Origin of the sequence: Vibrio rhodolitus (genome assembly GCF_003350325.1) — a bacterium.
GTDB lineage: Bacteria > Pseudomonadota > Gammaproteobacteria > Enterobacterales > Vibrionaceae > Vibrio > Vibrio rhodolitus.
Genome location: NZ_QLYZ01000002.1, coordinates 1 through 26,003, shown reverse-complemented (window position 1 = coordinate 26,003; position 26,003 = coordinate 1). Strand labels below are relative to the sequence as shown.

The following is a 26,003-nucleotide window of genomic DNA, read 5'->3' as shown; positions in this document are numbered from 1 at the left end:
CCAGATAATTAATCAAACCTTAATCTAGTCCTCTCAAGCTTTTTTCTCGTTGAAACATATTGTTATAAATAATGCAGATTGAACAATTGCAACAATTTATTAATTTATTGATAATGATACTTCTTATCAATCGCAAATGGATTAGTGATGTTTGACTCTGGTGGTATTAGTAGTAGTTATTCCGGTGAAATTGAAAACGTAAGCAGCCACAGATCAACTTCGATCCTTTTGGTCGAAGATGACATCACGCTCAATCACCAACTTACCATCCTGCTTGAAAATAAAGGCTATATCGTCCGAAGTTTCCACTGCGGCGCAGAAGCGCTAAGCGAACTTAAACACACTACATTTGATCTCGTGGTACTGGATATTAATCTACCCAACGTCGATGGTTTTGGCCTGCTGAACTATATTCGCTCACACTCGAAAATACCCGCCATCATGCTCACCGCCTATGGTGCAGAGGAGCACCGTATACAAGGATTGCGTTTCGGCGCTGATGACTACATCAGCAAACCATGCAATTTCGAAGAGGTCAGTTTGCGAATTGAAGCCGTATTGCGCCGCACACAAAATCAAACTTTACCGTCTTCATCTCGCTACCTTACTTATCAAGAGCTATCGCTCGATAAACAAAAATACCAAGTGACCGTCGATTCAGAAATAGGCAGCCACGCGGTTACCCTCACTCCGATTCAATTTAAATTGCTTTGGGTGTTAGTACAAAACAGCGATCAAGTGCAGAGCAAACCCTATTTATATCAAGCCGTTCTCGAGCGAGAGTTTAGTCAATATGACCGCTCATTAGATATGCATTTAAGTCGCGTTCGTAAACTGTTAACTCAGCATGGCATGGACAAGGACAGAATTAAAACTATTCACGGCAAGGGATATTTGCTCAAATGAAAAAAATACTTTTCTGGCGACTGTTTGTTGTTTTGGCGCTAGGTGGCGTCATTTTCTTTTCTCTACTTCACAGCGCCGCGATACTCTCCAACGAAAAAATGAGTTATCTGAAACAAGAACACCAGCAAGAAATTATTGATTGGGGAGATCAAGCACAGCGCCTGCTTGCCGAGGGCGACAAAACCGAATTAAACAATTGGTTAAACCAGTTGTCGGAAAGAGAAAATACTTGGGTAACCTTGGTAAAGTCGAGTATCGATGTGGTGGGTGGGAACGAGCTTAATCAACGTTTTTGGTCCGGCTATGGCATTGGTAGAAATGTAGAATGGAAAATACACCTCGATTTCCCCGACAACCCCATTATGGAAGTAGCACTAGCGCCAACTAACTACCACTTTTTAATAAAGCTGCCGCAAAGAATGCGACCCGGCACCTATATGTCCCACGCATTTTGGATCTTTCGCGTCGTCATTCCCTTCACCGCTCTATTTGCTTTAACCATATTTATGTATCGCTATGTTATGAAACCGATGCGTTATTTCTCAATCGCGGCGAGAGAGTTTAGCCAAGGTAATTATCAAGCGAGGATTAGTGAGCACTTGAAGCTTGGTCAGGATGAGTTAAGCCAGGTGGCGAGAACGTTCGATGATATGGCAGAACGAACCGCGACAGTGATCGAGCATAACCGCAACCTGATCGCAGAAATGTCTCATGAAATACGTACCCCACTTGCTCGTGTAGAGATGGCGACAGATTGTGCCGAAAATGGACTAGACAGCCAAATCATGATTGAACGTATACGCAGCGAAGTGAAAAACATGCGTCAAATGGCAGAAGACACACTTACACTCGCTTGGCTTGAAAACGAACGCCCTAATCTATGTAGTGAATCGTTTGATTTAAGTGAGCTACTAGAGTCGATCATCGAAGATGCCCGGTTTGAGTTTACCGACCGAGTCATTTTCAGTGATATTCCTTCCTCATTGCCAATTACACATTCAAGCCAAAGGGCGTTATCACAAGCACTCGAGAACATCATTCGTAACGGATTGCGATACACGCCAACTGGTGAAGCATTGATTGTAAAAGTCGTTTCTCAGCCAACTTGCTGGTTACTGACAGTGTCAGACTCTGGTCCGGGCATCGACCCAAGTCTAAGTAAAAAGATCTTTAAGCCCTTCTTTAAAGCCAACAATCAAACCTCTGCACGGAAAGGATTTGGCGTTGGTCTAGCGCTAGCGAAAAGACATATTGAGGCGGTTAATGGCTCAATTGAAGCGAGAAACCGCAAGCACAATGGCTTAGACATGATCGTAACTTTACCAAGATAATCATTTTTATTCATGATGTTACGGTGAACTCATTCACCCGACGTATGGAATGTAACAGTTGTAAAAGTCGTTTACTGCCTGATGGTAAATCTAGAGAATTTAACTCGATAATAATTCTCATTACCAAAGGAGTTACGGTAAATGGACACCGTATTTAAATTAAGCCCACTGGCGTTAGCTGTTATCGCCTTTTCATCAAACGCACAAGAGCCTGAAGTTGTTGAAGTAACTGGTCATCAACTACAAGGCGTTGATGCTGTTATCACTGCTGATGATCTCGCGAAACGTCAGGCAATTGACCTAGATGATATCTTTCGTGACACCCCCGAAGTAACTATTGGCGGTTCTGCAGGGATCACACAGAAAATTTATGTTCGTGGTTTAGAAGACACCATGCTCAACGTTTCTATCGACGGAGCAGCGCAGACGAGTAACTTATTCCACCACCAAGGACGTCTATCTATTGAGCCTGAACTTATCAAGCAGGTTGACCTTAGCGCGGGAGCTGGCCGTGCAACAAATGGTCCTGGAGCACTCGGTGGCGCTATCCAGTTTAAAACCAAAGACGCTCATGATCTGCTGCAAGCAAACGAGAAATTTGGCGCTCAAGTGAAAAGCGGATATTACACTAACAATGACGGTCAAAAATATTCTGCCAGTGTTTACGGCGAGTTGATCGGTAACCTTGGCTTATTAGCAACTTACGGTTATATCGATAGTGACAATATCAAAGATGGCAAAGGTATAAAACAGCCTTACACTGGCGTTGAACAGCAAGTCGGATTAATTAAACTATCAGGTGATATCAATCCTAATCATTATCTATCCCTCGCCTATGATTTCCGTGAAGATGATGAGACTCGCTTACATAAACCTCACTTCCAAGCCTCAGATCGCAATATTCCCCTCGACCAAGAAACAGATAGGAACACCATTACCGGCAACTACGTCTTCACCAACGGTGATTACGTTAAACTAGATTTAACCGCTTACAATACTCGTAGCCGTATCGCGCATAACAATCACCCTAGCTGGGGAACCAGTGACGGTAACATTGAGACGTTCGGCGGAAAAATCTTTAACACCGCACAAATTGCTGGACACACACTGATTCTCGGCACTGAATATCGTGATGATAAGTCGACATTTGATACTGAATACGATGGAAAAGTACATACTGAAGAGGGCGAAGTTTACGGCATATTTGTACAAGATGATTGGCAAGTGACCGACACGGTACTTCTATCAGCTGGTGCTCGATACGACTGGTATGAACTAAAAGACAATATTGATCAAGAGTTCGAATCATCAGGCTTTAGCCCAAATGTCTCGGTAAACTATGAGGTGGCTCCTGGAGTGAGTTTGTTTACTGGGTATGCAGAAGCATTTCGTGGGCAAACCGCTAAAGAGCTCTTCATTATTGACTGGACACCTAACGATCCAACGCGAGGTCCTGAGCGCGCGAAAAACTTTGAATTTGGTGTAAAAGTGGAACGCGACACCTTTAACGCTGGTATCACCGTGTTTGACACCAAAATTAAGAACGTAGTTGATAAAAACGATGATGGCGCATTCGACAACGTCGGTGACCTAACTACCAAAGGGGTAACGGCTTATGTGGGACAATCATTCGGAGATCTATCGACTCGCTTGAGCTACAACCAATCAAATCCTGAACTCGATGGCGTACCACTTAGCGATGGTGATATGACTCTTGGTACCTCTATTGGTGACACTTGGGTGCTAAGCTTAGATTATGCACTGTCGCAAGATCTCGAGTTTGGCTGGACCTCAACCTTTGTCGAGCGCTTAGATATTGTCGCGGAAGGCTATCAAGAAAAGGCAGGTTATGGTGTGCATGATTTGTACGCTCAATGGTTACCTATCAGCAATGAAGCGCTGGTGTTGACGCTTTCAGTTAAAAACGTATTGGATAAACAATATGTCGCTCATGGCACATACCATGGTTCCCAAGGTAATGAGCTAGGTGGATATGCCGCTGCTGGTCGCGATTTCCGCTTTAATGTGAGCTACGCATTCTAACAAGGAGCCATGATGACATTTAATCTAAATGCATGGCTAACGACCGCCTTAATGGCGGTCTCTTTTATAGCCAACAGCAAAACAATTTCTGTGGAACATCCTCTCGGTGTAACCACGCTTGAAAGTAAACCAGAGCGTGTGATTGTATTGGGTATGGATACGCTCGATATTGTCGATTATCTTAATATAGTTCCAATTGGTGTAGTCAAAGCGCCTATTCCGGACTACCTAACCAAATACCAAAGTGACCAGTTTGCTAGTGTCGGAACTTTGCATGAACCTGACTTCGAGACTATTTTTTCGCTCAAGCCAGATCTCATCATCGCCAGTAATCGCAGCTCACCTGCCTACGAAGAACTCTCTGAAATTGCCCCTACCGTCGTGCTCATGGCTGATACTCAGCAATTTTGGCAAACTACCCAAAATGGCTGGAGAATGTTTGGTGAGATCTTTGAGGTGGAAGACAAAATCGAGCAACTTATTGCAGAGACTTCGTTAGAAATAGATCAAGTAAAACGTCAAGCTCAAGCCAGTAACGCGAAAGCACTCATGGTCATGACCAACGGCGGCAACGTATCAACTTTCGGCGCAGGCTCGCGATACGATGCTATCTTTGATGAATTCGGTTTTGAGCAACTTGTGCACAACGACAAAGTCCTCGCCCATGGAGATCTAATAAGCTTCGAGTTTATTGCGCAAGCCAACCCTGATTATTTGTTAGTCATGGACCGTGACAAAGCCATAGGTCGCGATTCAGGTGAAGCGAAACAAGGGTTCTACAATGCACTAATCGCCCAAACCAATGCCGCTAAAAACAACCGCATTACTGAACTTAACCCTCAAGTTTGGTACATCTCCGCCAGCGGAATTACCGCGACTAAAATGATGATTGAAGATATGCATAACGCACTCCAGTAGCGACCTCACAAGGCTTGTTAGCTTTACGTCAGCAAGCCTTCTTACTTCTGCGATCCACCTCTCGCCTTTGATGCTGCCAATACTCGTTTAATCTTTGTTTGCACACAATAAATCGTTCTACACTAAGCGATTGATTAAATACTCAGGTTCAACTCACCATGACTCAAAGGTTTCCATTACTTCAAGGACAAAATGGCGTGCTGTTTGCGATTAATAGCACCACTGCGCTTGCTTTTGCTTTTATCCTGCCAGTAATGAGCCTTTTTTTGATCTCTGAGCTTGGTATGCCTCCCGTTTATTTGGGCGTGTACTCGACATTAAGCTCTCTAATGACTATCTTGGTCAGTCAGAAAATGACAGAAGCCATTGATCATGGCTATTCAAGCAAGAAGCTGTTTATCTTTGCCCTAGGTGGGATTATCGCATCTGCTGTTGGCTTCTCCTTTGCGACTGAGTTTTGGCATGCTTTGATTTTAGGTTGTACAACCATGCCGATTGCCTCATCGTCTATCCCGCTGATTTTAACTATTATCCGCAACTACGCTGATGCAAGTGGTCAAAATAGCGCGAAACTCAACTCGCAAATGCGCTCTTCTGTATCCCTATTGTGGATTTTTGGTCCACCACTCGCCTTTTTATCGGTCGATAAATTGGGGTTTAGCGCCAACTACTATCTTGCTATCGGTTTTGCGCTAACCGTCATAGCCATCGTTACGTTGTTTATGCGAGATGTCGAGAAAGTCGAAAGCGCCAAAAAGATTGAGTCAAACTCTAAGTTGCCCAAAGCGGTTTGGTTGCTAGCCGGGATCACTTTGTTGGCTAACATAGGTAACAGCACTTACATCAATGCAATGCCGCTTTTGATCACTGAAGAAATGGGATTAGCTCGATCTTACCCTGGCTGGTTATTTGGTTTAACAGCAGCTGTTGAAATCCCAGTGATGCTGCTTGCCGTTTCTTGGGCAGAAAAGTGGGGGAAAGCCAACGTAATCAGAGTAGGTTTTGTTAGCGCAGCGATATTCTATATTGGCATGTTCAATGCGGAATCTTTCTCGCACCTGCTTATTTTACAAGTGTTAAACGGCATCTTCTTTGGTATTTTTGTTGGGCTCGGCGTCACCATCCTGCAAGACTACGCTCCCCACTGCATTGGTAAAGCTTCAGCTTGTTACACCAATGCTATGCTTGTCGGTACCATGATTGGTACCTCAAGTATGGGGATCGTTTCTCAATACTTCGGCTTTAAAGCAACCTTGCTCTCTTCATTAACTGCCATCACTATCGCTATTGTCGCGATAAGCCTATTTATTTACCAAACCGAATCATCAAAGCCAGCGGCACTCGAATGTGACTAACTTGTGCACGAACACCTGCTATCTCCCAAGATAACTACACAAAACAAGCGCCAAAACCTATAAATTTCAAGAGAAAACCTTTGGTGAATGGTTATTAATTCTGTAGCCGTTATACTTACGCCAAATACAAAAAAATATTGAAGCAATGACTTTAAAAAAACTTTTGATACTTGGTTTTGTAACCATCTTTGCTGGCTGCGCAACTTATGCAGGCTTAAATTACGATCAGATGTTTGGCGAACAACAAGTTCGTGAGCGTCGTGTCGATATCGGAACACCGCCTAGCAATCACTTTTTAGATGACGTCAAGCCTATCATTGATAATCGCTGCGTTGTTTGTCACGCCTGTTATGATGCTCCTTGCCAGCTAAAAATGACATCAGTAGAAGGCATCGAGCGAGGTGCAAGCAAAGAGTTGGTATACGAGGGCACCCGTCTTACAGCAGCAGCGCCAACTCGTTTATTTGAAGATGCCGACACCACAGAGCAGTGGCGAGCGCTGGGCTTTCATCCGGTGCTAAATGAGCGAGACCAAACGCCTACAGCCAATATGGAAGCGGGGCTTGTCGCGCGTTTATTGATGCAAAAGGATCAGCACCCACTGCCAGACGAAGTTCAGTTGGAAGGTTTTGACTTTGCGATTGACCGCGAACAAGTGTGTCCGACAATCGAAGAACTGGATCAATACCAACAAGACTACCCAACTTGGGGAATGCCTTATGGGATGCCAAATCTGAATAACCAAGAGTACAACACGCTGCTAAGTTGGCTAGAAGATGGCGCAGTGATGAACAAGCAGATCCCTCTGACGATTGAACAGCAAGCCATGGTCAATGAATATGAGGCTTTGTTTAATGGTGAGAGCTTTAAACACCAATTGGTGGCGCGTTATGTCTATGAGCATCTATTCCTGTCTCATCTCTATTTCTCAGACTTGAATGCGACAACGCCCCGCTTTTTCACTTTAGTACGCTCAGCAACGCCACCCGGTCAACCTGTTAAACGCATTGCTACGCGTCGTCCTTATGATGCTCCAATGGTTAAGCGTGTTTACTATCGAATCATCCCTGAGCAAGGCACAATTGTTGATAAAACTCACATGCCCTTTGCGCTCAACAAAAAACGTATGAGCGATTGGCAACAGTGGTTCTTTAATGACGACTACCAAGTCACTCAATTGCCAAGCTACGCACCCGAAGTGGCAGCAAATCCAATGACAGCATTCATTGATTTGCCTGTAAAATCTCGCTTTAAGTTCATGCTTGATAACGCACAGAACACAGTTGCCGCATACATCAAAGGACCAGTTTGTCGCGGTCAATTGGCTTTGAACGTAATTAATGACCGTTTTTGGGTGTTCTTTTTAGACCCAGATAAAAGCGACATTCCGGAGGTTAATGACTTCTACCGTAGCCAAGCAGACAACTTGAAACTGCCGGGAGAGCTTGAAAGTAACACTTTGCCGGTAACCAATTGGGTCAAGTATTCACGTCAACAAGCTCGTTATTTAGAGGCTAAATCTGAATTCATTAATGAGTGGTTTAAAGATGGTAAGCATCTCGACACTAACGTGATTTGGACAGGTAATGGTACCAACCCAAATGCAGCCTTAACTATCTTCCGCCACTTTGATAGTGCATCAGTAGTGCAAGGCATGATTGGTACGCCACCAAAAACCGCTTGGGTGCTAGACTATGCACTGCTTGAACGTATCCACTACTTACTGGTCGCAGGTTTTGATGTTTATGGCAACTTTGGTCATCAGCTCATTACCCGTATGTTTATGGACTTCTTACGCCTTGAAGGTGAAAGCAACTTCGTTGCCCTACTTCCGCGAGATGTGCGCCACAAAGAACAATCTAGTTGGTATCAAAACCAAAGCACTCAGTTGAGTGATTTTTTACAGCGCAATGTAAAACCATTTGATCAACCAACCCAAGTTCCATACAAAACAGACAATCCGAAAGCGGAACTGTACGGCATCCTCCATGACAAACTAGAGCCTGTCTTGAACGATCGCTATGAAATTGTTGATACCGGTTTTAGTAGCACTAACGAAGCGCTGCTGCGTGAACTAAGCAGCGTAAAAGGTTCTGGTTTACGCCCAATACCACAAATTGTGATGCTGATGATTGAGTCTAAGCAAGGTAAGCAACAGCTTTTCACTCTGCTGCACAACAATGCACACACTAATATCTCGAGTCTGTTTGATGAAGAAAGTAACCGCGATTACGCTCACGACGATCTCACTTTGGTTCGCGGAGTGATCGGTAGTTACCCTGCCGCGTATCTATCCCTCAAAGAGGATCAGATCCCGACCTTGGTCAATATGATCAAAAATATGCAAAGCGAAGAAGATTACGTCAAGTTATTGGATGCATTCGCGATTCGTCGCAGCAACTCGGAGTTTTGGTCCTTTAGTGATTCAGTTCACCATTGGTACAAGCAAGATCAACCTATCGAATTTGGATTGCTTGACTACAATAGATTTGAGAATAGGTAGAAATCTTTCATCCTTCTTTCCTATTTCAGGAGGTGTGTATGAACAGCAAAGAGACAATGCGCAACCTAGAGCAGCAGATTTATGTTGCTTGTTCAGAAGGTGATTACGACACGGTCAACATGCTCGAGCATCAGTTAGAAATGTTACGCCGTAAAGCGGAGCACCCTTTTGACGATGACCCTTACGCGCCAGAGGGAAAACTCTTCCCCGACGATGAGTGGTAAACTCGTCTTACCTCGCACTCTAATGAAAAGCCCCAGATGGGGCTTTTTTATTTTCGCTGCCGTTTTTGCTTGTATAAACGCCCTTTCCCGAGCATAGTAACCGACCTGAGTGGACACTGTGCTACAAACTATTCCTTTACAAAGCACTTTTTGGCGCTATTATTCTTGCGCAAACGTTTTCGTGTCCATTTTCTTCGCATAATTGAGGGTTTTATGCTGTCGGATATAGATATTTGCCGTACTACATCATTGTCATCAATTCATGACATTGCCTCTCGTGCAGGTCTTCTGCCAGAAGAGTTTCACAGTCAAGGTAAACACAAAGCTAAAGTTTCGCTCAACTGCTTAAAACGTATAAATAATCGAGCAAGTGGTAAGCTAATTGTCGTTACCGCAATCACACCTACTCCACTTGGCGAGGGTAAAACGGTTACAACCGTTGGGCTTGCCCAGGGAATAGCTAAGCTTAATCACTCTGTGATGGCGTGTATTCGCCAACCATCAATGGGACCGGTATTTGGTGTTAAAGGTGGCGCAGCTGGTGGTGGCTACTCACAAGTTGCCCCAATGGAAGAGTTAAATCTCCATCTCACTGGCGATATTCATGCGGTAACGGCTGCACACAACCTAGCCGCCGCAGCCATTGATGCGCGTATCTACCATGAACAACGTAATGGTTACGATGACTTCGAAACTCGCAGCGGACTAAAAGCACTAAAAATCGATCCAAAGCGTGTGGTTTGGAAACGCGTAATGGATCATAACGACCGCGCTTTACGCATGGTAACTGTGGGTAAAAACGAGTTGGGTAAAGACATCAACGGTTTTGAGCGTGAAGATGGATTCGATATCTCTGCCGCCTCTGAGTTGATGGCGATACTTGCCCTCTCTTCCGATCTTAAAGATCTACGTCAACGAATTGGTCGTGTTGTGGTCGCTTACTCGCTTGATGGCAACCCTATCACAACCGAAGATCTGCAAGTTGCTGGCGCAATGGCAGTTAGTATGCGCGATGCGATAGAACCAACCTTGATGCAAACGCTTGAAGGTGTGCCAACGCTAATTCATGCAGGCCCATTTGCCAATATCGCCCACGGAAATTCCTCAATCATTGCTGACAATATCGCTACGCGTCTTGCTGACTATACGGTGACCGAAGGTGGCTTTGGTTCGGATATGGGCTTTGAGAAAGCCTGTAACATCAAGGCACAAGTAGCAGGCAAAGCGCCTGATTGTGCAGTCATCGTTGCGACACTGCGCGGTTTAAAAGCCAACTCAGGTCTCTATGACTTAAAACCAGGGCAAGCGATTCCTGATTCTCTGTTTGCCGATGATGCCGCTGCACTTGAAGCCGGATTCGCCAATCTAAAATGGCATATTGAGAACGTAGCAAAATATGGCGTTCCAGCGGTAGTAGCAATCAACCGCTTCCCACAAGACAGTGAAACAGAACTAAGCCAACTTCGTAATATGATTGAAGCATTGCCTCACAATGTTGAAGTAGCACTTAGCGAAGGCTTTGCTAAAGGCGGTGAAGGAACACTGGAACTGGCTAGCAAAGTACTCAAACAATGTGAACAAGAGTGTCAATTCACACCTCTTTATCAGTTTACGCAAACTACAGAAGAGAAGTTGATGGCGGTCGCTGAAGTTGGCTATGGCGCTTCAAGCGTAACACTGAGTTACCAAGCGCGACATCAATTGGAAGAGTATCAAAAGCAAGGCTTTGATAATCTTGCCGTCTGCTTAGCGAAAACGCCGCTCTCGATCTCGACTGACGGCAGTATTAAAGGAGCACCTAGCAAGTTCTACGTGCCAATTCGCGAGCTGAAACTCTGCGCCGGTGCTGGCTTTATCTACGCCCTATGCGGCAATGTGATGACCATGCCAGGGCTACCAGAAAAGCCTGCGTTTATGAACTTAGATCTAGATGATGACGGGAATATTATCGGTCTTAGTTAAGTACAAACATCTATCAGCAGAAACGAGCTTTAGGGCTCGTTTTTTATCTTTACTACTTTCTCTGCCACAACCTTGAGCCGACTTACCACTCACTCTGTTTATTGATAACCTCACTTCTATTCAGAAGAGATCGAAACCTAGCCTTTATCCCTATAAACAATAAATTAACAAAACTGCGGAATTTTTTCGCTGCGAAACCGTTCTGTTGTATCAAGTAGGAACAAATTTAGAGGTTAGTATGAGAACCAAGCTATCGTTATTACTCCCGCTGCTGGCAATATTTTTACTTGCTGCATCGTTTTTTGGTCAAGCGGACAGTGAAATGTCTAAAACCAAAACTAGCGGAAAAACAGAAATCGCAACTTTGGCTGGCGGCTGCTTTTGGTGTACGGAAGCTGATCTAGAGAAGTTGCCTGGCGTTATAGATGTAGTGTCTGGCTACTCAGGCGGAACGATTGAAAACCCTAGTTACAAACAGGTTGCGTCGGGAAAAACCAATCACATTGAAGTTATCCAAGTCACCTTCGATCCTGCTCAAGTTAGCTATGAACAAGTATTGGATCAGTTTTTCCGCCATATCGATCCCTCCGATGACAAAGGTTCTTTTGTTGACCGAGGCCCCCAATACCGCCCTGCAATCTTCTATCATAGCGCGCAGCAGCAACAAGTTGCGCAAAACTTCATGCAAGAGATAGAAGCGCTTGGAGTGTATAAAAAACCACTCAAAACTGAACTAAGACCGTTTGAAACGTTTTGGATCGCCGAAGATTACCACCAAGATTATTACAAACGTAACTCTGTACGTTACAAATACTACCGCTACTCCTCTGGGCGCGACTCTTACCTAGACGAGATTTTTGGTGATGACCGAACGTCGAATCCTGTCACTCTGCGTGAGATGATTGATGAAAATAAGCTCCTCACACAAGGAAAACGCTATTTAAAACCAAGTGATGCAGAGCTGCGTAAATCACTAACCGAATTACAATATTACGTTACGCAGGAAGATGGCACTGAACGTGCGTTTGATAACAAATATTGGGACAATAAAGCGGAAGGGATCTATGTCGATATTGTAACGGGTGAGCCATTGTTTTCATCGACCGATAAATATCGCTCCGGCACTGGCTGGCCAAGTTTTACCAAGCCAATCAAGGATGCATTTGTTGTCACGCAAACCGATTACAAATTAGTTTACCCACGAACTGAAGTGCGCAGCCGCTTCGGTGATTCACACCTAGGGCATGTGTTTAAGGATGGTCCGAAGCCTACAGGCTTGCGTTACTGTATGAACTCTGCAGCAATGCGTTTTATCGCCAAGGAAGACCTCCAAAAAGAGGGATACGAAGAGTACCTTTATCTTTTTGAAGGATAAGTACCCAAGTGAGAAAATAGCCCAACCATAGGTTGGGCTTTAACCTAATGCAACTTAGAGCACAATCACACCCAGTTGTTCAAGGAGCTGGGACTGCTGCCAACTGGCAATCTTAACCCCTGTCAAATTGACCTCTTTTGGATTTAAACCCGAAAGATCACAATCAGTTAAATCACATTCTTGAATAATGAAGTCGCCCCATATGTCACTTGAGAACTCACTATTACTCAAGTCAGATCCACGTAGCGACGCCCCCTGTAAGTTGGTATCAATCCAGCGATTTTCAAACAAGTCGCATTTTTCAAGCACTGCTCGCTCAAAGTTGGCATATGAAAGGTTGCAGCCAGTAATGTAGGCGGAACAAAAGTAGACGTTGTGACTGATTTGGTTAGCAAACTGCGCTTGAGCAAAATTAGCACCTTTCAAATCACATTGGCGAAACTCAATACCAAAACAGTTGCTGCCAACAAACTCGCTCATCGCCAATTGGCAGTTCTTAAAACTTGCCTCTTGCAGATTCGCGTAACGAAAATTACACCCTTGTACGTCGCCCGACTCAATAAAGCTGCATTGTTCAAACTCGGTTTCAACCAACTGCGCTCGGCTAAAATCACAGTTAAAAAACTTGCACTTCACAAACTGATACTGTGTAAGGTCTTGTTTCGAAAAGCTATGATTTTCGAATACTTTATCTTGAACATTCATTATCATTCTCTCTGACTAGAGCCGATTATTTACTTAGCTCGACTGCGCGCGACCAGTGTTCTAATACCACATCATCAACAGTATCAAACTGCTTCGACGCCCCCACGATGGCATAATAAAAAGACAACGCCACTTCTTGATTCCCAAGCAAATATAAACTGCGTAGGATGCGGGTAATACGTAATTGGTTATGGTTTTTCGGTTTTGGCCATTCATGACGAGCTAACGTTAACTCATCGCGCACTCGAACTTCCAAGCCTGTTCGCTCAAAACCATAATAATCCAGCATCATGTCCAATGAGGTTAAGTGCGCCTCTCGCGCTGACTTACTGCGAGAAAATTCCTCGCTATCGATTGCCGTTACTATCGGAGCATGACGATTGAACTTGTGCCCTTGATCGATCGGAAATAAGACCTGAATAAACTTATGGTCATGTTCTAGCCAGAAATAGTTATAACTTTGCAGATCGTGGATTGAACGCCCTAAGCTGTCTTTCTGTTGCCCTAACATAAATGCCGCAATTTGGCTCACAACTTAACCCAATAAAAAAGAGAACATCGTGCGATATTCTCTTTAATTTGACTAAAGATCAATTGGATAAAACTTACCTGTTAGCTTGGATCAACCAAATAACTTGCTCCAGATGCTTGGATTGCGTTTATCATGATACTCTTCACGTAGTGTATCTATCACTTTAAGCTGCTGTTTTGCGCCTTCCAAATCACCCTGCTGTAAATCTTGGTTGATCGCATCGATAGACGTGGAAAGTTTATTGAACCCCTCGACAAACAGTTCCTGCTTCTCTTGTGGGTAGCTAGCCTGCTTAGATTGCTTAACCAGCTGCGAAAAACTGTCGATGGCGGTTTGCATCTCAGCGACCGTTTGCGCTTCTGCTGCTTGTTTGAAATCGAGCTTCATCTGTTTCATGGCTGACTTAAGATCAAAATCGCTTGCCATGCTATGACTGGCAAACACCATTGCAGCAACCAAAATTACTTTTTTCACCTTTACACTCCTTAGGCGACAACAAATACATTATCCTCGCGCTAGTCTAATTCATACGAAGTCTGCTTCGAAACTACTCGCACTAGCTTAATTGTTTCAAAATTGGTCTAACATCCCTTCTATACTGAACAACATAGCTATCTAGCTGCCTAACCCAAACAGGTTGGAGGTGTGCTAAACGAATGATAGTTAAGGCTTATATTGAAAGCTCGACAATTTGCCATAAAAAAAGCAGTTATATATTAATCAATTAGACTTTAGGTAGTTGATGTAAATCAAATTGTCGTAGACAATACTGCGCCGTATTGAGTTTTTTCTTAATGCGTTTCGATTTTACCTATCAATCATATAGGTATCATCGATTGTCAATTTTGAGGTGTCGTTGATAGGGTTGCTTTCCTAGAAATTTGAATTAAGAAAGCCATCTTAGGCACGCAGTTACTACCTCGTTTTAAGGGAAAGATGATGGTAATTCCAGAAAACAGTAGCATCGTTATTTTTGGTGCTTCGGGCGACTTAACATACCGTAAGTTGATCCCAGCCTTATACCACCTCTACGCGAACAAGCAGCTTCCTGACAACTTCGCTATTTTGGGCGTAAGCCGCACTGAATACAGCGACGAGTCTTACCGTGAAAAACTAAAGCATTCTCTGCAGGAAATGGAAAAAACCGAACCTGCGACGCTAGACGCTTTTATTAATCACCTGCACTACCAAGCAATTAATACTTCAGATACCGCTGATTACAGCAAGCTAACCGCTCGCCTAGACGAAATTGCTAGCGAATACGCATTCGAACAACGCAATACTCTATTCTACCTAGCGACGCCACCAAGCCTGTACAGTGTGATCCCAGCAAGCCTAGCCGCTCATGGTCTAAACAGCGAAGAAGATGGTTGGAAACGCATCATCATCGAGAAGCCATTCGGCTATGACTTAGAGTCGGCACGTCAGTTGGATAAAGATATCCATGAACACTTCCAAGAGCACCAAATTTACCGCATCGACCATTACCTAGGTAAAGAAACCGTACAAAACCTCCTTGTATTCCGTTTCTCTAACGCGATGTTTGAGCCACTGTGGAACCGTAACTTTATTGATTACGTTGAAATCACTGGCGCTGAATTCTTGGGTGTAGAAGAACGCGGCGGCTACTACGACGGTTCAGGCGCAATGCGCGACATGTTCCAAAACCACCTACTGCAAGTGCTTGCTATGGTCGGTATGGAGCCACCAGCACAAATCAATGCAGACTCAATGCGTGATGAAGTGGTTAAGGTACTTCAGTGCCTAAAACCTCTTGACGAGCATGACCTGCGCAACAACCTTGTACTGGGTCAATACACTGCCTCGGATGTCCGTGGTCAACACCTAGTCGGCTATCGTGAAGAGCCTGGTGTAGCGGAAGATTCTCGTACTGAAACTTACGTTGGTCTAAAAGCATACATCAACAACTGGCGTTGGAACGGTGTTCCTTTCTATGTGCGCACTGGTAAACGCTTACCAACCCGTGTTACTGAAGTTGTTATCCACTTTAAAAACACGCCGCACCCAGTATTTGGTCAAGATGCCCCTGAAAACAAACTCATCATCCGCATTCAGCCTGATGAAGGCATTCAGATGAGCTTTGGTCTAAAAGAGCCAGGTGCTGGCTTTAAAGCGAAGGAAGTGAAAATGAACTTCCACTACGCTGACCTACAAGAGACACAAATGTTGACCGCCTATGAGCGTTTATTGCTTGATGCACTAAACGGTGATGCCACTCTATTCGCCCGTAGTGACGCCGTAGAAGCTTGTTGGCAGTACGTTCAACCTATTCTCGATTTCAAACAAGATCCACAATCGCTATTCGGTTACGCATGTGGAACTTGGGGACCAAAAGAATCAGACGATTTACTACAACGAGATGGACGCGCTTGGCGCTACCCTTGTAAAAACCTTACAGACACGGATTACTGTGAACTATGATCAACCATAAGATCTTTGATACTGCCGAGCAGGTTGTTGAAAGCCTAGCAAACGATATGAAAGCATACAGCGAGCAAAATCGCCCAGTGCATATTTCTCTATCAGGTGGCAGCACGCCAAAAATGCTGTTTAAGCTGCTTGCAAGCCAGACATACGCTGACTCTATTCAATGGCAAAACCTGCACTTTTGGTGGGGTGACGAGCGTTGTGTAGCGCCGGATGATGCTGAAAGCAATTACGGCGAAGCTAATGCACTTCTGTTTAGCCAAGTAGCGATTCCAGCAGAGAACATTCACCGTATTCGTGGTGAAGATGAGCCGCAAGCAGAAGCGGAGCGCTTTGCAAAAGAGATGGCGGACGTGATCCCTTGTGAAAACGGTACACCTGTCTTTGATTGGATTTTACTTGGTGTTGGCGCAGATGGTCATACAGCATCACTGTTCCCTGGCGTAACTAACTACCAAGATGAGAACCTATCAGTACTGGCTTCTCATCCAGAATCAGGTCAAATCCGCGTTTCAAAAACAGCGAAGGTTTTAGAAGCAGCGAAACGTATCAGCTACCTAGTGCTTGGCGCAGGTAAAGTTGACATCGTAAACGAAATTCACACTACTCCGGCGAGTGAGCTGCCTTACCCTGCAGCAAAAATCCAGTCTAACGCTGGCGCAACCGAGTGGTACTTAGATTCAGACGCAGCAGCAAAAATCGCTTAACGCGAGCGTCGTACGACACAATTGGAGAAAGACAATGAAAGGTGATATCGGTGTAATTGGCCTAGCAGTTATGGGTCAAAACCTTATCCTAAACATGAACGACCATGGCTTTAAAGTGGTAGCTCATAACCGTACAGCTGCGAAAGTAGACGAGTTTCTAGAAGGTCCAGCGAAAGATACCAACATCGTTGGCGCATACTCACTAGAAGAATTAGTAGAGAAGCTAGAAACACCACGTAAAGTGATGCTTATGGTTCGCGCTGGTGACGTTGTTGATGCATTTATCGACGCACTAACTCCGCTACTAGACAAAGGTGACATCATCATTGATGGTGGTAACACTAACTACCCTGACACAAACCGTCGCGTTGCAGCTCTGCGCGAGAAAGGTATTCACTTTATCGGTACGGGTGTATCTGGTGGTGAAGAAGGTGCTCGATTTGGTCCTTCTATCATGCCTGGCGGCGCACCTGAAGCTTGGGAAGCGGTTAAGCCTATCTTCCAAGCTATCTCAGCAAAAACTGATGCTGGCGAGCCTTGCTGTGACTGGGTTGGTAACGATGGCGCTGGTCACTTCGTTAAAATGGTACACAACGGTATCGAATACGGCGATATGCAGCTTATCACTGAAGCTTACCAGTTCATGAAAGATGGCCTAGGTATGTCTGCTGATGAAATGCAGGCTGTATTTGCTGAATGGAACCAAACTGAACTAAACAGCTACCTTGTAGAAATCACTGCTGACATCCTTGGCTACAAAGATGAAGACGGTGAAGCGCTAGTTGAGAAAATCCTAGATACCGCGGGCCAAAAAGGTACCGGTAAATGGACAGGTATCAACGCACTTGACCTAGGCATTCCACTGACGCTTATCTCTGAGTCAGTATTCGCACGTTGCCTATCTGCTCTGAAAGACCAGCGTGTTGAAGCTGAGCAACTATTCGGCAAGACTATTGCACCAGTTGAAGGTGATAAGCAAGAGTGGGTTGACGCTCTACGCCAAGCGCTACTTGCGTCTAAGATCATCTCTTACGCTCAAGGCTTTATGCTAATGCGTGAAGCTTCAAACGAAAATGGCTGGGACCTAAACTACGGTAACGTAGCACTAATGTGGCGTGGTGGTTGTATCATCCGCAGTGCATTCCTAGGTAACATCCGTGATGCATACGAAGCGAACCCTGAACTTGCATTCCTAGGTTCAGATGAGTACTTCAAAAACATCCTACAAGGCAGCCTAAGCGCATGGCGTAAAGTAGCAGCTAAGTCACTAGAAAATGGCATCCCAATGCCATGTACGACTTCTGCACTAACCTTCCTAGATGGTTACACTACTGCGCGTCTACCAGCTAACTTGCTACAAGCTCAACGTGACTACTTCGGTGCTCACACTTACGAGCGTACTGACCGTGCACGTGGTGAATTCTTCCACACTAACTGGACAGGTACAGGCGGTAACACAGCATCAACAACTTACGACGTATAATCGCTCGGTTAACGTAATGTAAAGCTTGTTATAGCAAATTCAAGGTCGGCGTATACTGCCGGCCTTTTTATTTCTCCGCTAGCAAAGGCGCACTCAGCCTTGTTCCTCATCCCTCTCATACTGTGATCTACGCCTAAAATATTTTCTAGGTGGAGGATGTGGGGATCATGAGCTTCAATTAAGGTATCCGGCACGAAATTGACGCAAGAATTTTCGTTTTCAGCAGCTAGTAGTGTCAGCACTAACAATAGATTGAGGTCACTTATGCATACGAATAAGTACTTTGTTTTTAATCCTCAAGCAATTGAGGAGCAGATTGAAAAGGAAACTCAATTGATATCAGAAACGGAAGCTGAACGTCAAAATTTAGTTAGACAAGCGCAACAAGCAGGCGAATTGGAAGACTAGATACAACAAGCCCAACACTAAGTTGGGCTTTTTCATTAACGCTAAAATATCTTACTTAAGAAACAGTTGAGAGACTCGCTTACCAATGCGAAAAAAACTGTAAAAGACGGCGACCATCAACACCACTGACAGCCCATAAGCAAGATAGCTTGGTACACCAAGCCCCCAAGCGAAGGTGAATGCAAGTCCCTGCAACGCTTCGATTGGCCATTGCATCAAGGGCACATTGCTCCCGGATGCAAACAAAAATAGAAACGCCGCAAAGCCACTAGTGGCTATGATTGTCCCTGCAACATTTGCTCTATTCATTTAGAAAAGTTACTGCAATTTTAAAAACAGGATTGTATTCCCAAGCCTTATATTGCGCTACAAAAACTTATCCAAATGCATCTAACTGCACACATAATCGCCGTAACTTGACGCTAACATTGATTAAATATACTAAAAATCGATGATTCATAAGCTAAGGATAAACCTTTTCAAATTTCTCCAAAACCAGTTCCGAGTTTTCATTAAAGGTTGCGCCCACTTCATGCGCATACTGAGTGAAAAACTTGATATGTGCCTTGTGCCACCATTGATAACTGCCATCTCCCTCGCCTTCTAACGCAGCAAACTCGGCAGTTACCTGGTTAAATGGACAAATTTGAACGTCTGTATGGCGAGTAATGCAAACTGGCTCTTGCTGCCAATTAAGCACAACCGTTAATCTGCCGACTTTAGGCAGTGGCTCCTGATCAAGATCGTAACCCTGTTTCAAGCTGCACGATGCTCGTTTGATCCCTTGAGCAACCAAGCGGGCGCACTCGTTGGCATTATATTCATCGGCGCAAAAATGTTCTGCATAGACTTGAGGGATTGCCGCCCGTTGATCATCGGTCAGAGTTGATAGATAAGAGTCTAAAAATGCACGCTGGTGCTGATTCATTTTCCTTTCCTTACTGCTTAATAATCACCAAGGATGCTCTTCACCTTACCAAGTAAAAAAGCACCCACTGCCTATCTAATGTAACGTTTGTAAATGTAATTACGTAAATTATCTATTGTGAATAATATATATGCTAGAGGTTGTATTTCATTTTCATTTGATACACAAATTGCTGGAGACAGTTCACATTTAATTACCTAAAGCAAATAACCACAAATTTATCATTGTTATTAATTGACTTGGCAAAGATAAAAGTCGTTATAATGAAAAAACAACATTTCTTTCTAAAATTGGGATTTAGGTTTAGACATGCGTGAGCTATATAATGACAATCAAATTACGTCCGGTTTGCTCAACAAACTAGCCATTTTTTTGATTGTACCGATTTTAGCTTGGGTACCCGTATTTACGCTTGATATCGAAATTGAATCGACTTACGACTATATCCTAGAAGTCACTCGCCTCTATTGTGTATTAGTCTTAGCGTCTATCGCTAAAGGCGTCATCAGCTCCCAAATCATTCGCACTGGCATCATCCTCGCTATCTTGAACGGCATTTATGATGCTTTAACAGAAATCGTCTTTATTGACATTCACATTAGTAGCCGTTTCCCTTTTGCTGATGCTCTGTTAGATGAAGCCCTACTAATTGGCGCTTATGCATGTATTATTATCGGTTCGTACAACTATTTGCGCCAAGTGAACAAATTGGCTCTGACCGACAATTTAACCAACTGCTATACAAGAGCGGCTTTAAAAATTATACCTAAGGGTAATTATCAGCTTTTCTATTTCGATATCGACAATCTCAATGAGTTAAATAATGAAAGAGGGCATAACTTTGGCGATAAGTTACTCTATACCTTTGGTGACCAATTAATAAATTGCTGTAATGACATTGGTTATGCTTATCGTGTAGGTGGAGATGAATTCATCGCGATTATAGACATTGAGAGTGCACGAAAATTTATCGACCAATTTATGCGTGCTTGTGACCGTGAAAGCATTCAGTTTAGCTATGGCACTGCGCCATGGGAGTCTGGCGATATTACGAAAGCTACGATCGAAGCAAAAGAAAACCTGAGCGAAATGCAGGAGTTCAAAGCATCTCCCTATCTGATTTAGTCACAACATTTGATGCGAAAAATCCCGTCGTTCTAAGATAGATGATACATGCTCAGTGCAATCCCCACTTTATTTTGCGCTGGTCTGTCATGTAGAATTATCGCAAGTCCAACTTACAGAGAACACCATGGCAAAACTGACACTCCAAGAGCAAATGCTAAAAGCAGGTCTTGTTAACGAAAAAAAATTAAAGAAGGCAAAAAAAGGCTCAAAGAAATCTCGCGTACAAGCACGTGAAGTAAAAGCCGCGGTCGAAGAAAACAAGCGCCTTCAACAAGAGCGTGACAAAGAGCTAAGTGCTCAACAAAATGAGCAGCGTCTAAACAAAGAGATTCAGTCACAAATCAAGCAATTGATTGAAATGAACAAAATCGATCTAGGCGATGGTGATATCAAATACAACTTTACTGATGGCACTCTCGTCAAGTCTCTTTATGTCGAGCAGCTTGTTCGTGATCAACTGAGCAAAGGTATTTTGGCGATTGCTCGCACAGAAGATAGCTATGTTGTGATCCCAAGTGCCGTGGCAGATAAAATCTCCCAACGTGATGAAACGGCGATTATCGACCAGAAAGAAAAACAAACCGATAGCGTCGATGAAGATGACCCATATGCAGACTTCGTCGTTCCTGACGATCTGATGTGGTAATTAGTCGCTTCAGACCTTCTAACGCCAAAAGCTAAATGAAGCCATCAAAGGAATTTGATGGCTTTTTTTGTGCCCCAATTTCAGCACAATCATTTCAATCGCAACGATTTAAATGCTAACCACTCGTAACAACAGCGTGACAAAGGTGTGTTTTTTAACGCATCTTTGCTCATTTACTATCTGATCTATCAATATTTCCTTGCATCAAAGCCATAATTGTGGATGATACGCAATCTAAATGATAATGGTTATCATACTTATTACTATATTCGTTAAGATTTTAGCAAAGCACCACTATCGTTCATCTTTTCATCAGAAAGCAGTAGGATCTATGGATAGCTACCACAAATTAACCCCAATTTTTATAGGCGTATGTTCCGCACTATACGGCCACACAGCACTCGCCCAAGAAAGCCAAACTAGCACACAGACAGAAAAACCGCATCTTGAGGTAGTGGTTGTCACGGGCTCGCAAATCACCGTTGATCGCGAAGAGCTTGAGCAAGCACCCATTGACAACCCATCCATCTCACAAGCACTAAAACATGAGCCTCGAATCGGTATCGATGATGCGCAAAGTTCAATGCAAGGCGGTGATTTAAAACCGGAAGAGATCTCGATTTCGGGTGCACGCCCACACCAAACCAAATATACCATTGGCGGCGTAGGTGTAAACAACTCCACCACTTTTGGCAACGATAACGAACTGCCGACCGAACTGACCTCCGGTCATACCTCTGGTTATTTTGTCGATACCAATCTTGTCGATAGCATTGAGGTGCTCGATCATAACATTGGCGCTGAACATGGCGGCTTTACTGGCGGTGTAGTCAACGCTGAACTGCGTAAGCCAACCGATGATTTTACTATCGATTACAGTTTCCGCATGAACGATAGCGATTGGAATAGCCCGCAAAAAGTAGGTGAAAACTTTAAAGATTCCTACGGCACTCCCATTGATGGTTCAGGAAAATATCAACCTAATTTCCAAAAACGTATGCATGCCCTGCACCTTGGCGGAGCGATTAGCGATACGCAAAAACTGGCAATAAATGTCAGTCACCAAGTGTCTGAAATTCCACTTGAGCAGAATAAAGACGTTGACCAAACGATGGATAACATCTTTGTGACTCATGTATGGCAACAAGGCGACTGGCAGACGACAACCGACCTGCGCTATGCAAATCATCAAAGCAATAACTTTATGAATGACTCACACAGTGACAATGCACCGCAGAAAAATAGTGAAACAACCAACTCACATACTGGTTTTGGCGGCACCATTAAAGTAGAGCGCAGCTTGCCGTTTGGTCAATGGGAAAATGTTCTCTCTTATGACCAATTAACGGACGAGCGCAATGCCGATAGCGACTATTTCGTTACTTATATGAAACGCACAAGCAGTGGTTTCGAGTTTAGCAACCAAGGTAGCTACGGTAATCTAGAGCAAAAGCAAGATTCTTATCAGTTCAAATCCGCACTGCATGGTGATCCCGTCATGTTCTATGGCATCGAGAGTATCCCTAGCATTGGCGTAGAAGCAAGCCATCAAGTTGGGACTGTCGACAGACCAGAAGATCATGTTGTCTATCAGCATCAAGAAATCGTGCCGGGTAACCCTGTTATCTCAACACTGACTCGTTACGACGGTGCTAACTACCATGCTGATGCGCAGCAATATAGCCTATTTGCCAGTAACCAAATGCAATGGGATCGTTGGGGACTCTATCTAGGTGGTCGTTTAGATCATATGAGTGTTTTCGATGCTACCGTTTTTTCTCCGCGTTTAAACACCAGTTGGGACTTTAATTTGGTTGACACCAACCGACTTACGTTAGGTGCTAACCGCTACTACAGTGCCAACTTATTAGGCTGGGCATTAAAGGCTGAGCAGAAAAAGTACCAATCAAACTCAAGAAGCTGTACTCCTAACGATGGTAACTGGCAAAACCTATCCCCAGATAATCTGACTTGTCAAACCACCACTGAGTATGAAGGCTTAGAACTTAGCCAAGCTGATGTCCCTTATTCTGATGAATACACCGCATCATGGGCTGTTGATGTAAACAACTTTGCACTGAATACCGTCTATATCTATCGTCAGCAAAGAGACGGGCTTTCTTATTCAACCGATTCAGCAGAGGGCACCGCGACTATCCATAACAACGTAAAAAGTGATGATCAAATTGTCAGCTTTGAAGCTGCGACAATCCAGCCTTATGAACTCGCGGGCGGTCACTTTAGCGCCAACTGGAAAGTTTCCTACAACCACCGCCGTGGTCATGGCGATCTAAAAGCGACTTACGATCAAGGTAATGACCTAAATAGCGGTTTCCAAGATGACTGGGTGCTTATTGATGGACAACTGGTTCGCTATGGCGAAATGGATGTCAGTGGCTACCAATCGCCAATCAAAAGTAGCCTTGACCTCAATATGTATTGGCAGGACATCGGCTTAGTGTGGAACAACCGTGTTAACTACCAACAAGGTAAAAAAACCACCGCGTTTCAAGGCATGGCGAGCGTCGAGATCGATGGGCAAATGGAGTCCGTTAACTCTCTGGCAACCACAGAGTTAGATGACCTTGTGACTTGGGATATGGCAGTCAACTGGACTCCGACTCAACTCGATGATCACGTCGTACTGGGCTTAAGCGTCACCAACCTACTTAACACCCAAGAAGTTGTCTCTGTGTCAGGAATTCAGCTTGGTAACAATATTCCAAATGAGCATTACAACTCAGGTCGACAAGTTTGGTTGAACATCAACGTACGAAACTAAGCCGATTCGAAACTAAACCGATTACTTTCCTTAACTTTCTAAACAACAAGGATTTGCGCCAATAGCGCTATTTTCTCTATGAAGTATATTTCAATAATTATCGCGGCATGCGTTGGCCTTTCAGGCTGCAATTACTATACAAGCTCGCTGCCTCAAGATACTGCCTTAACGTTGCGCCAAGATTTGATCCAAGGTCAACTAAGTAATGGCATGCGCTACATTCTGGTTGAAAACGAGCGACCACAAAACCGTGTATCGATGCAACTTGTGGTACATGCAGGCTCTCTTGATGAAGCGGATGACCAAAAAGGCATTGCTCATTTAGTCGAGCACATGGCTTTCAATGGTACTGAGAAGTACCCAGCCAATACGCTGATTGAGCACCAAGAAGCGCTGGGCATGGTCTTTGGTCGTGACGTCAACGCGATGACCGAATACTACACCACGTCGTACTTTCTTCACTTGCCAAACAACTCAGAGCAAATGTTGAACGAAGGCTTTGACATGCTCGCCGAGCAGGCCAGTTCGCTAGTTTTTGCTCAAAACGAACTCGAAAAAGAGCGCCCTGTGGTTGAAGAAGAATGGCGCAGTGGTCTAAATATGATGGCGCGTTTGGGCACAGCAAACCGTGAAATTCTCTTACAGGGGAGTCGATTTGGCGAACGTGAGCCAATAGGCGATATGGAGTTAGTGCGCCACGTTGATGCCAGCCGCATTGAAGCATTTTGGCAAGATTGGTATCACCCAAACAATATGACCCTAATTGTGGTCGGTGCCACCAATCAAACTCAAGTTGAGCAACTGCTTAAGCGTCACTTTGGCTCTTTACCGGCAAAAACACTGCCGCAACGCCCAGATCTAACAATTCCTCTCGATAATCGAGTGCGCTTGGAAGTAATAGCAGATAGTGAAATCACCACTGAAGTACTTTCGTTCAACTTTAGAGCTCATGAAAAAGAACCGCACACTGAAGCGGAACTAAAGGCACAGTTGCTGAACGAAATCACCATGCAAGCGCTGAATAAGCGTTTGCGCGAGCAATACCAAGTGGAAAGTGAACACGTGAGCAAGATGATGATGATGGCTCGCCCTATCGCCACTGGCTATCGCAACAACCGCCTAATGGTTTTGTTAACTGGTGAAGATTATGCAGCGTCAATTGATGAAGCGTTCTCTGAGCTGAGCCGTTATGCTGAACATGGATTTTCAGATTCTGATCTGACAACGGTTAAGCAAAGTATTACCAATCGTTATACCCAAATGGCGGATTCACTGCGAGACACCACCAACCGCCGTGTATTAATGTCGATCTTTAATCGCTTACGAGCACAATCACCGCAACTGGACACTGATGAGTTCGCTCAAACCGTTAAACGCTTGAGTGATGAGATTTCACTGCCAGATGTCAATTTGCATCTAAAGCAGATGGTCAGTGAGCTAAACCCTCTGGTGATTGCACAAATCAAACCAGAAAACCAAGAAAAGTTGCCGTCGGCAACACAGATTAACGTCGCGTGGAAAACCGCTATAGCCAATCCACCAGCATCGATTAAACCTGTTACGGTCAATAAAGAACTAATGGAAAGCGTGCCACCAGCAGCAAAGATCATTTCTCACAA

At 44.2% G+C, this 26,003-nt stretch carries 22 protein-coding genes; 17 read left to right on the top strand and 5 right to left on the bottom strand.

Annotated elements, in window-relative coordinates:
• Positions 1-147 precede the first annotated feature (147 nt).
• The 9 genes from DPF93_RS02160 to msrB all read left to right on the top strand — a co-directional run bounded on the left by DPF93_RS02160 (position 148) and on the right by msrB (position 12,617).
• Positions 148-906: a response regulator transcription factor gene (locus DPF93_RS02160; RefSeq protein ID WP_114764584.1), complete on the top strand. Its 759-nt coding sequence runs from the start codon at positions 148-150 to the stop codon at positions 904-906.
• Positions 903-2,237 (top strand): sensor histidine kinase, encoded by a 1,335-nt coding sequence (locus tag DPF93_RS02155; RefSeq protein ID WP_114764583.1) that lies wholly within the window; start codon positions 903-905, stop codon positions 2,235-2,237. The genes DPF93_RS02160 and DPF93_RS02155 overlap by 4 nt, the downstream gene beginning before the upstream one ends.
• A gap of 141 nt (positions 2,238-2,378) precedes the next feature.
• Positions 2,379-4,280, top strand: coding sequence for a TonB-dependent receptor domain-containing protein (locus DPF93_RS02150; RefSeq protein WP_114764582.1), 1,902 nt, complete (start codon positions 2,379-2,381; stop codon positions 4,278-4,280).
• A gap of 12 nt (positions 4,281-4,292) precedes the next feature.
• Positions 4,293-5,198 (top strand): siderophore ABC transporter substrate-binding protein, encoded by a 906-nt coding sequence (locus DPF93_RS02145; protein WP_114764581.1) that lies wholly within the window; start codon positions 4,293-4,295, stop codon positions 5,196-5,198.
• 158 nt (positions 5,199-5,356) lie between these two features.
• A complete protein-coding gene (locus tag DPF93_RS02140; RefSeq protein ID WP_114764580.1) occupies positions 5,357-6,553 on the top strand; it encodes a sugar efflux transporter in 1,197 nt (398 codons plus the stop codon).
• 145 nt (positions 6,554-6,698) lie between these two features.
• Positions 6,699-9,056 (top strand): fatty acid cis/trans isomerase, encoded by a 2,358-nt coding sequence (locus DPF93_RS02135; RefSeq protein ID WP_114764579.1) that lies wholly within the window; start codon positions 6,699-6,701, stop codon positions 9,054-9,056.
• Positions 9,057-9,094: 38 nt separating this feature from the next.
• Positions 9,095-9,280: a hypothetical protein gene (locus DPF93_RS02130; protein ID WP_114764578.1), complete on the top strand. Its 186-nt coding sequence runs from the start codon at positions 9,095-9,097 to the stop codon at positions 9,278-9,280.
• Between the two features lie 213 nt (positions 9,281-9,493).
• Positions 9,494-11,242 (top strand): formate--tetrahydrofolate ligase, encoded by a 1,749-nt coding sequence (locus DPF93_RS02125; protein ID WP_114764577.1) that lies wholly within the window; start codon positions 9,494-9,496, stop codon positions 11,240-11,242.
• A gap of 238 nt (positions 11,243-11,480) precedes the next feature.
• The gene (gene msrB / locus DPF93_RS02120; protein WP_114764576.1) at positions 11,481-12,617 is read left to right on the top strand and encodes a peptide-methionine (R)-S-oxide reductase MsrB; all 1,137 of its coding nucleotides are present in this window, start codon (positions 11,481-11,483) and stop codon (positions 12,615-12,617) included.
• A 54-nt stretch (positions 12,618-12,671) separates the two neighbouring features.
• Here msrB and DPF93_RS02115 read toward each other — a convergent pair whose 3' ends face one another.
• The 3 genes from DPF93_RS02115 to DPF93_RS02105 all read right to left on the bottom strand — a co-directional run bounded on the left by DPF93_RS02115 (position 12,672) and on the right by DPF93_RS02105 (position 14,328).
• Positions 12,672-13,322 carry a Qnr family pentapeptide repeat protein gene (locus tag DPF93_RS02115; RefSeq protein ID WP_114764575.1) on the bottom strand — a complete coding sequence of 217 codons (651 nt, stop codon included), beginning with the start codon at positions 13,320-13,322 and terminating at the stop codon, positions 12,672-12,674.
• A gap of 25 nt (positions 13,323-13,347) precedes the next feature.
• On the bottom strand, positions 13,348-13,854 hold the full coding sequence (locus tag DPF93_RS02110) for an opioid growth factor receptor-related protein (protein ID WP_114764574.1): 507 nt from the start codon (positions 13,852-13,854) through the stop codon (positions 13,348-13,350).
• A 90-nt stretch (positions 13,855-13,944) separates the two neighbouring features.
• The gene (locus tag DPF93_RS02105) at positions 13,945-14,328 is read right to left on the bottom strand and encodes a cytochrome b562 (protein ID WP_114764573.1); all 384 of its coding nucleotides are present in this window, start codon (positions 14,326-14,328) and stop codon (positions 13,945-13,947) included.
• Positions 14,329-14,793: 465 nt separating this feature from the next.
• Here DPF93_RS02105 and zwf point away from each other — a divergent pair, with 465 nt between their 5' ends.
• The 4 genes from zwf (at position 14,794) to DPF93_RS21240 (ending at position 18,900) form a co-directional block, all read left to right on the top strand.
• A complete protein-coding gene (gene zwf, locus DPF93_RS02100; protein WP_164675303.1) occupies positions 14,794-16,296 on the top strand; it encodes a glucose-6-phosphate dehydrogenase in 1,503 nt (500 codons plus the stop codon).
• Positions 16,293-17,009 carry a 6-phosphogluconolactonase gene (gene pgl, locus DPF93_RS02095; protein WP_114764571.1) on the top strand — a complete coding sequence of 239 codons (717 nt, stop codon included), beginning with the start codon at positions 16,293-16,295 and terminating at the stop codon, positions 17,007-17,009. Before zwf ends, pgl begins: the two co-directional genes overlap by 4 nt.
• A gap of 34 nt (positions 17,010-17,043) precedes the next feature.
• Positions 17,044-18,492 carry a decarboxylating NADP(+)-dependent phosphogluconate dehydrogenase gene (gnd, locus tag DPF93_RS02090; protein WP_114764570.1) on the top strand — a complete coding sequence of 483 codons (1,449 nt, stop codon included), beginning with the start codon at positions 17,044-17,046 and terminating at the stop codon, positions 18,490-18,492.
• A 264-nt stretch (positions 18,493-18,756) separates the two neighbouring features.
• Positions 18,757-18,900 carry a hypothetical protein gene (locus tag DPF93_RS21240; RefSeq protein WP_164675292.1) on the top strand — a complete coding sequence of 48 codons (144 nt, stop codon included), beginning with the start codon at positions 18,757-18,759 and terminating at the stop codon, positions 18,898-18,900.
• Positions 18,901-18,951: 51 nt separating this feature from the next.
• Here DPF93_RS21240 and DPF93_RS21235 read toward each other — a convergent pair whose 3' ends face one another.
• On the bottom strand, positions 18,952-19,116 hold the full coding sequence (locus DPF93_RS21235) for a hypothetical protein (RefSeq protein ID WP_164675291.1): 165 nt from the start codon (positions 19,114-19,116) through the stop codon (positions 18,952-18,954).
• Between the two features lie 247 nt (positions 19,117-19,363).
• Positions 19,364-19,828 (bottom strand): ASCH domain-containing protein, encoded by a 465-nt coding sequence (locus tag DPF93_RS02085; protein ID WP_114764569.1) that lies wholly within the window; start codon positions 19,826-19,828, stop codon positions 19,364-19,366.
• Positions 19,829-20,137: 309 nt separating this feature from the next.
• Here DPF93_RS02085 and DPF93_RS02080 point away from each other — a divergent pair, with 309 nt between their 5' ends.
• The 4 genes from DPF93_RS02080 to DPF93_RS02065 form a co-directional block, all read left to right on the top strand.
• The gene (locus tag DPF93_RS02080) at positions 20,138-20,953 is read left to right on the top strand and encodes a GGDEF domain-containing protein (protein WP_114764568.1); all 816 of its coding nucleotides are present in this window, start codon (positions 20,138-20,140) and stop codon (positions 20,951-20,953) included.
• A gap of 127 nt (positions 20,954-21,080) precedes the next feature.
• The gene (locus tag DPF93_RS02075; RefSeq protein ID WP_114764567.1) at positions 21,081-21,602 is read left to right on the top strand and encodes a DUF2058 domain-containing protein; all 522 of its coding nucleotides are present in this window, start codon (positions 21,081-21,083) and stop codon (positions 21,600-21,602) included.
• A gap of 331 nt (positions 21,603-21,933) precedes the next feature.
• Entirely contained in the window at positions 21,934-24,384 is a 2,451-nt protein-coding gene (locus DPF93_RS02070) for a TonB-dependent receptor plug domain-containing protein (RefSeq protein WP_164675290.1), read from the top strand.
• 78 nt (positions 24,385-24,462) lie between these two features.
• Positions 24,463-26,003: M16 family metallopeptidase (locus tag DPF93_RS02065; RefSeq protein WP_164675289.1), on the top strand; the 1,541-nt coding region annotated here is incomplete at its 3' end.

Coding starts and splice junctions, on each gene's coding strand:
- DPF93_RS02160 (WP_114764584.1), top strand. CDS start 148: ATGTTTGACTCTGGTGGTATTAGTAGTAGTTATTCCGGTGAAATTGAA.
- DPF93_RS02155 (WP_114764583.1), top strand. CDS start 903: ATGAAAAAAATACTTTTCTGGCGACTGTTTGTTGTTTTGGCGCTAGGT.
- DPF93_RS02150 (WP_114764582.1), top strand. CDS start 2,379: ATGGACACCGTATTTAAATTAAGCCCACTGGCGTTAGCTGTTATCGCC.
- DPF93_RS02145 (WP_114764581.1), top strand. CDS start 4,293: ATGACATTTAATCTAAATGCATGGCTAACGACCGCCTTAATGGCGGTC.
- DPF93_RS02140 (WP_114764580.1), top strand. CDS start 5,357: ATGACTCAAAGGTTTCCATTACTTCAAGGACAAAATGGCGTGCTGTTT.
- DPF93_RS02135 (WP_114764579.1), top strand. CDS start 6,699: ATGACTTTAAAAAAACTTTTGATACTTGGTTTTGTAACCATCTTTGCT.
- DPF93_RS02130 (WP_114764578.1), top strand. CDS start 9,095: ATGAACAGCAAAGAGACAATGCGCAACCTAGAGCAGCAGATTTATGTT.
- DPF93_RS02125 (WP_114764577.1), top strand. CDS start 9,494: ATGCTGTCGGATATAGATATTTGCCGTACTACATCATTGTCATCAATT.
- msrB (WP_114764576.1), top strand. CDS start 11,481: ATGAGAACCAAGCTATCGTTATTACTCCCGCTGCTGGCAATATTTTTA.
- DPF93_RS02115 (WP_114764575.1), bottom strand. CDS start 13,322: ATGAATGTTCAAGATAAAGTATTCGAAAATCATAGCTTTTCGAAACAA.
- zwf (WP_164675303.1), top strand. CDS start 14,794: ATGGTAATTCCAGAAAACAGTAGCATCGTTATTTTTGGTGCTTCGGGC.
- pgl (WP_114764571.1), top strand. CDS start 16,293: ATGATCAACCATAAGATCTTTGATACTGCCGAGCAGGTTGTTGAAAGC.
- gnd (WP_114764570.1), top strand. CDS start 17,044: ATGAAAGGTGATATCGGTGTAATTGGCCTAGCAGTTATGGGTCAAAAC.
- DPF93_RS21240 (WP_164675292.1), top strand. CDS start 18,757: ATGCATACGAATAAGTACTTTGTTTTTAATCCTCAAGCAATTGAGGAG.
- DPF93_RS21235 (WP_164675291.1), bottom strand. CDS start 19,116: ATGCAATGGCCAATCGAAGCGTTGCAGGGACTTGCATTCACCTTCGCT.
- DPF93_RS02085 (WP_114764569.1), bottom strand. CDS start 19,828: ATGAATCAGCACCAGCGTGCATTTTTAGACTCTTATCTATCAACTCTG.
- DPF93_RS02080 (WP_114764568.1), top strand. CDS start 20,138: ATGCGTGAGCTATATAATGACAATCAAATTACGTCCGGTTTGCTCAAC.
- DPF93_RS02075 (WP_114764567.1), top strand. CDS start 21,081: ATGGCAAAACTGACACTCCAAGAGCAAATGCTAAAAGCAGGTCTTGTT.
- DPF93_RS02070 (WP_164675290.1), top strand. CDS start 21,934: ATGGATAGCTACCACAAATTAACCCCAATTTTTATAGGCGTATGTTCC.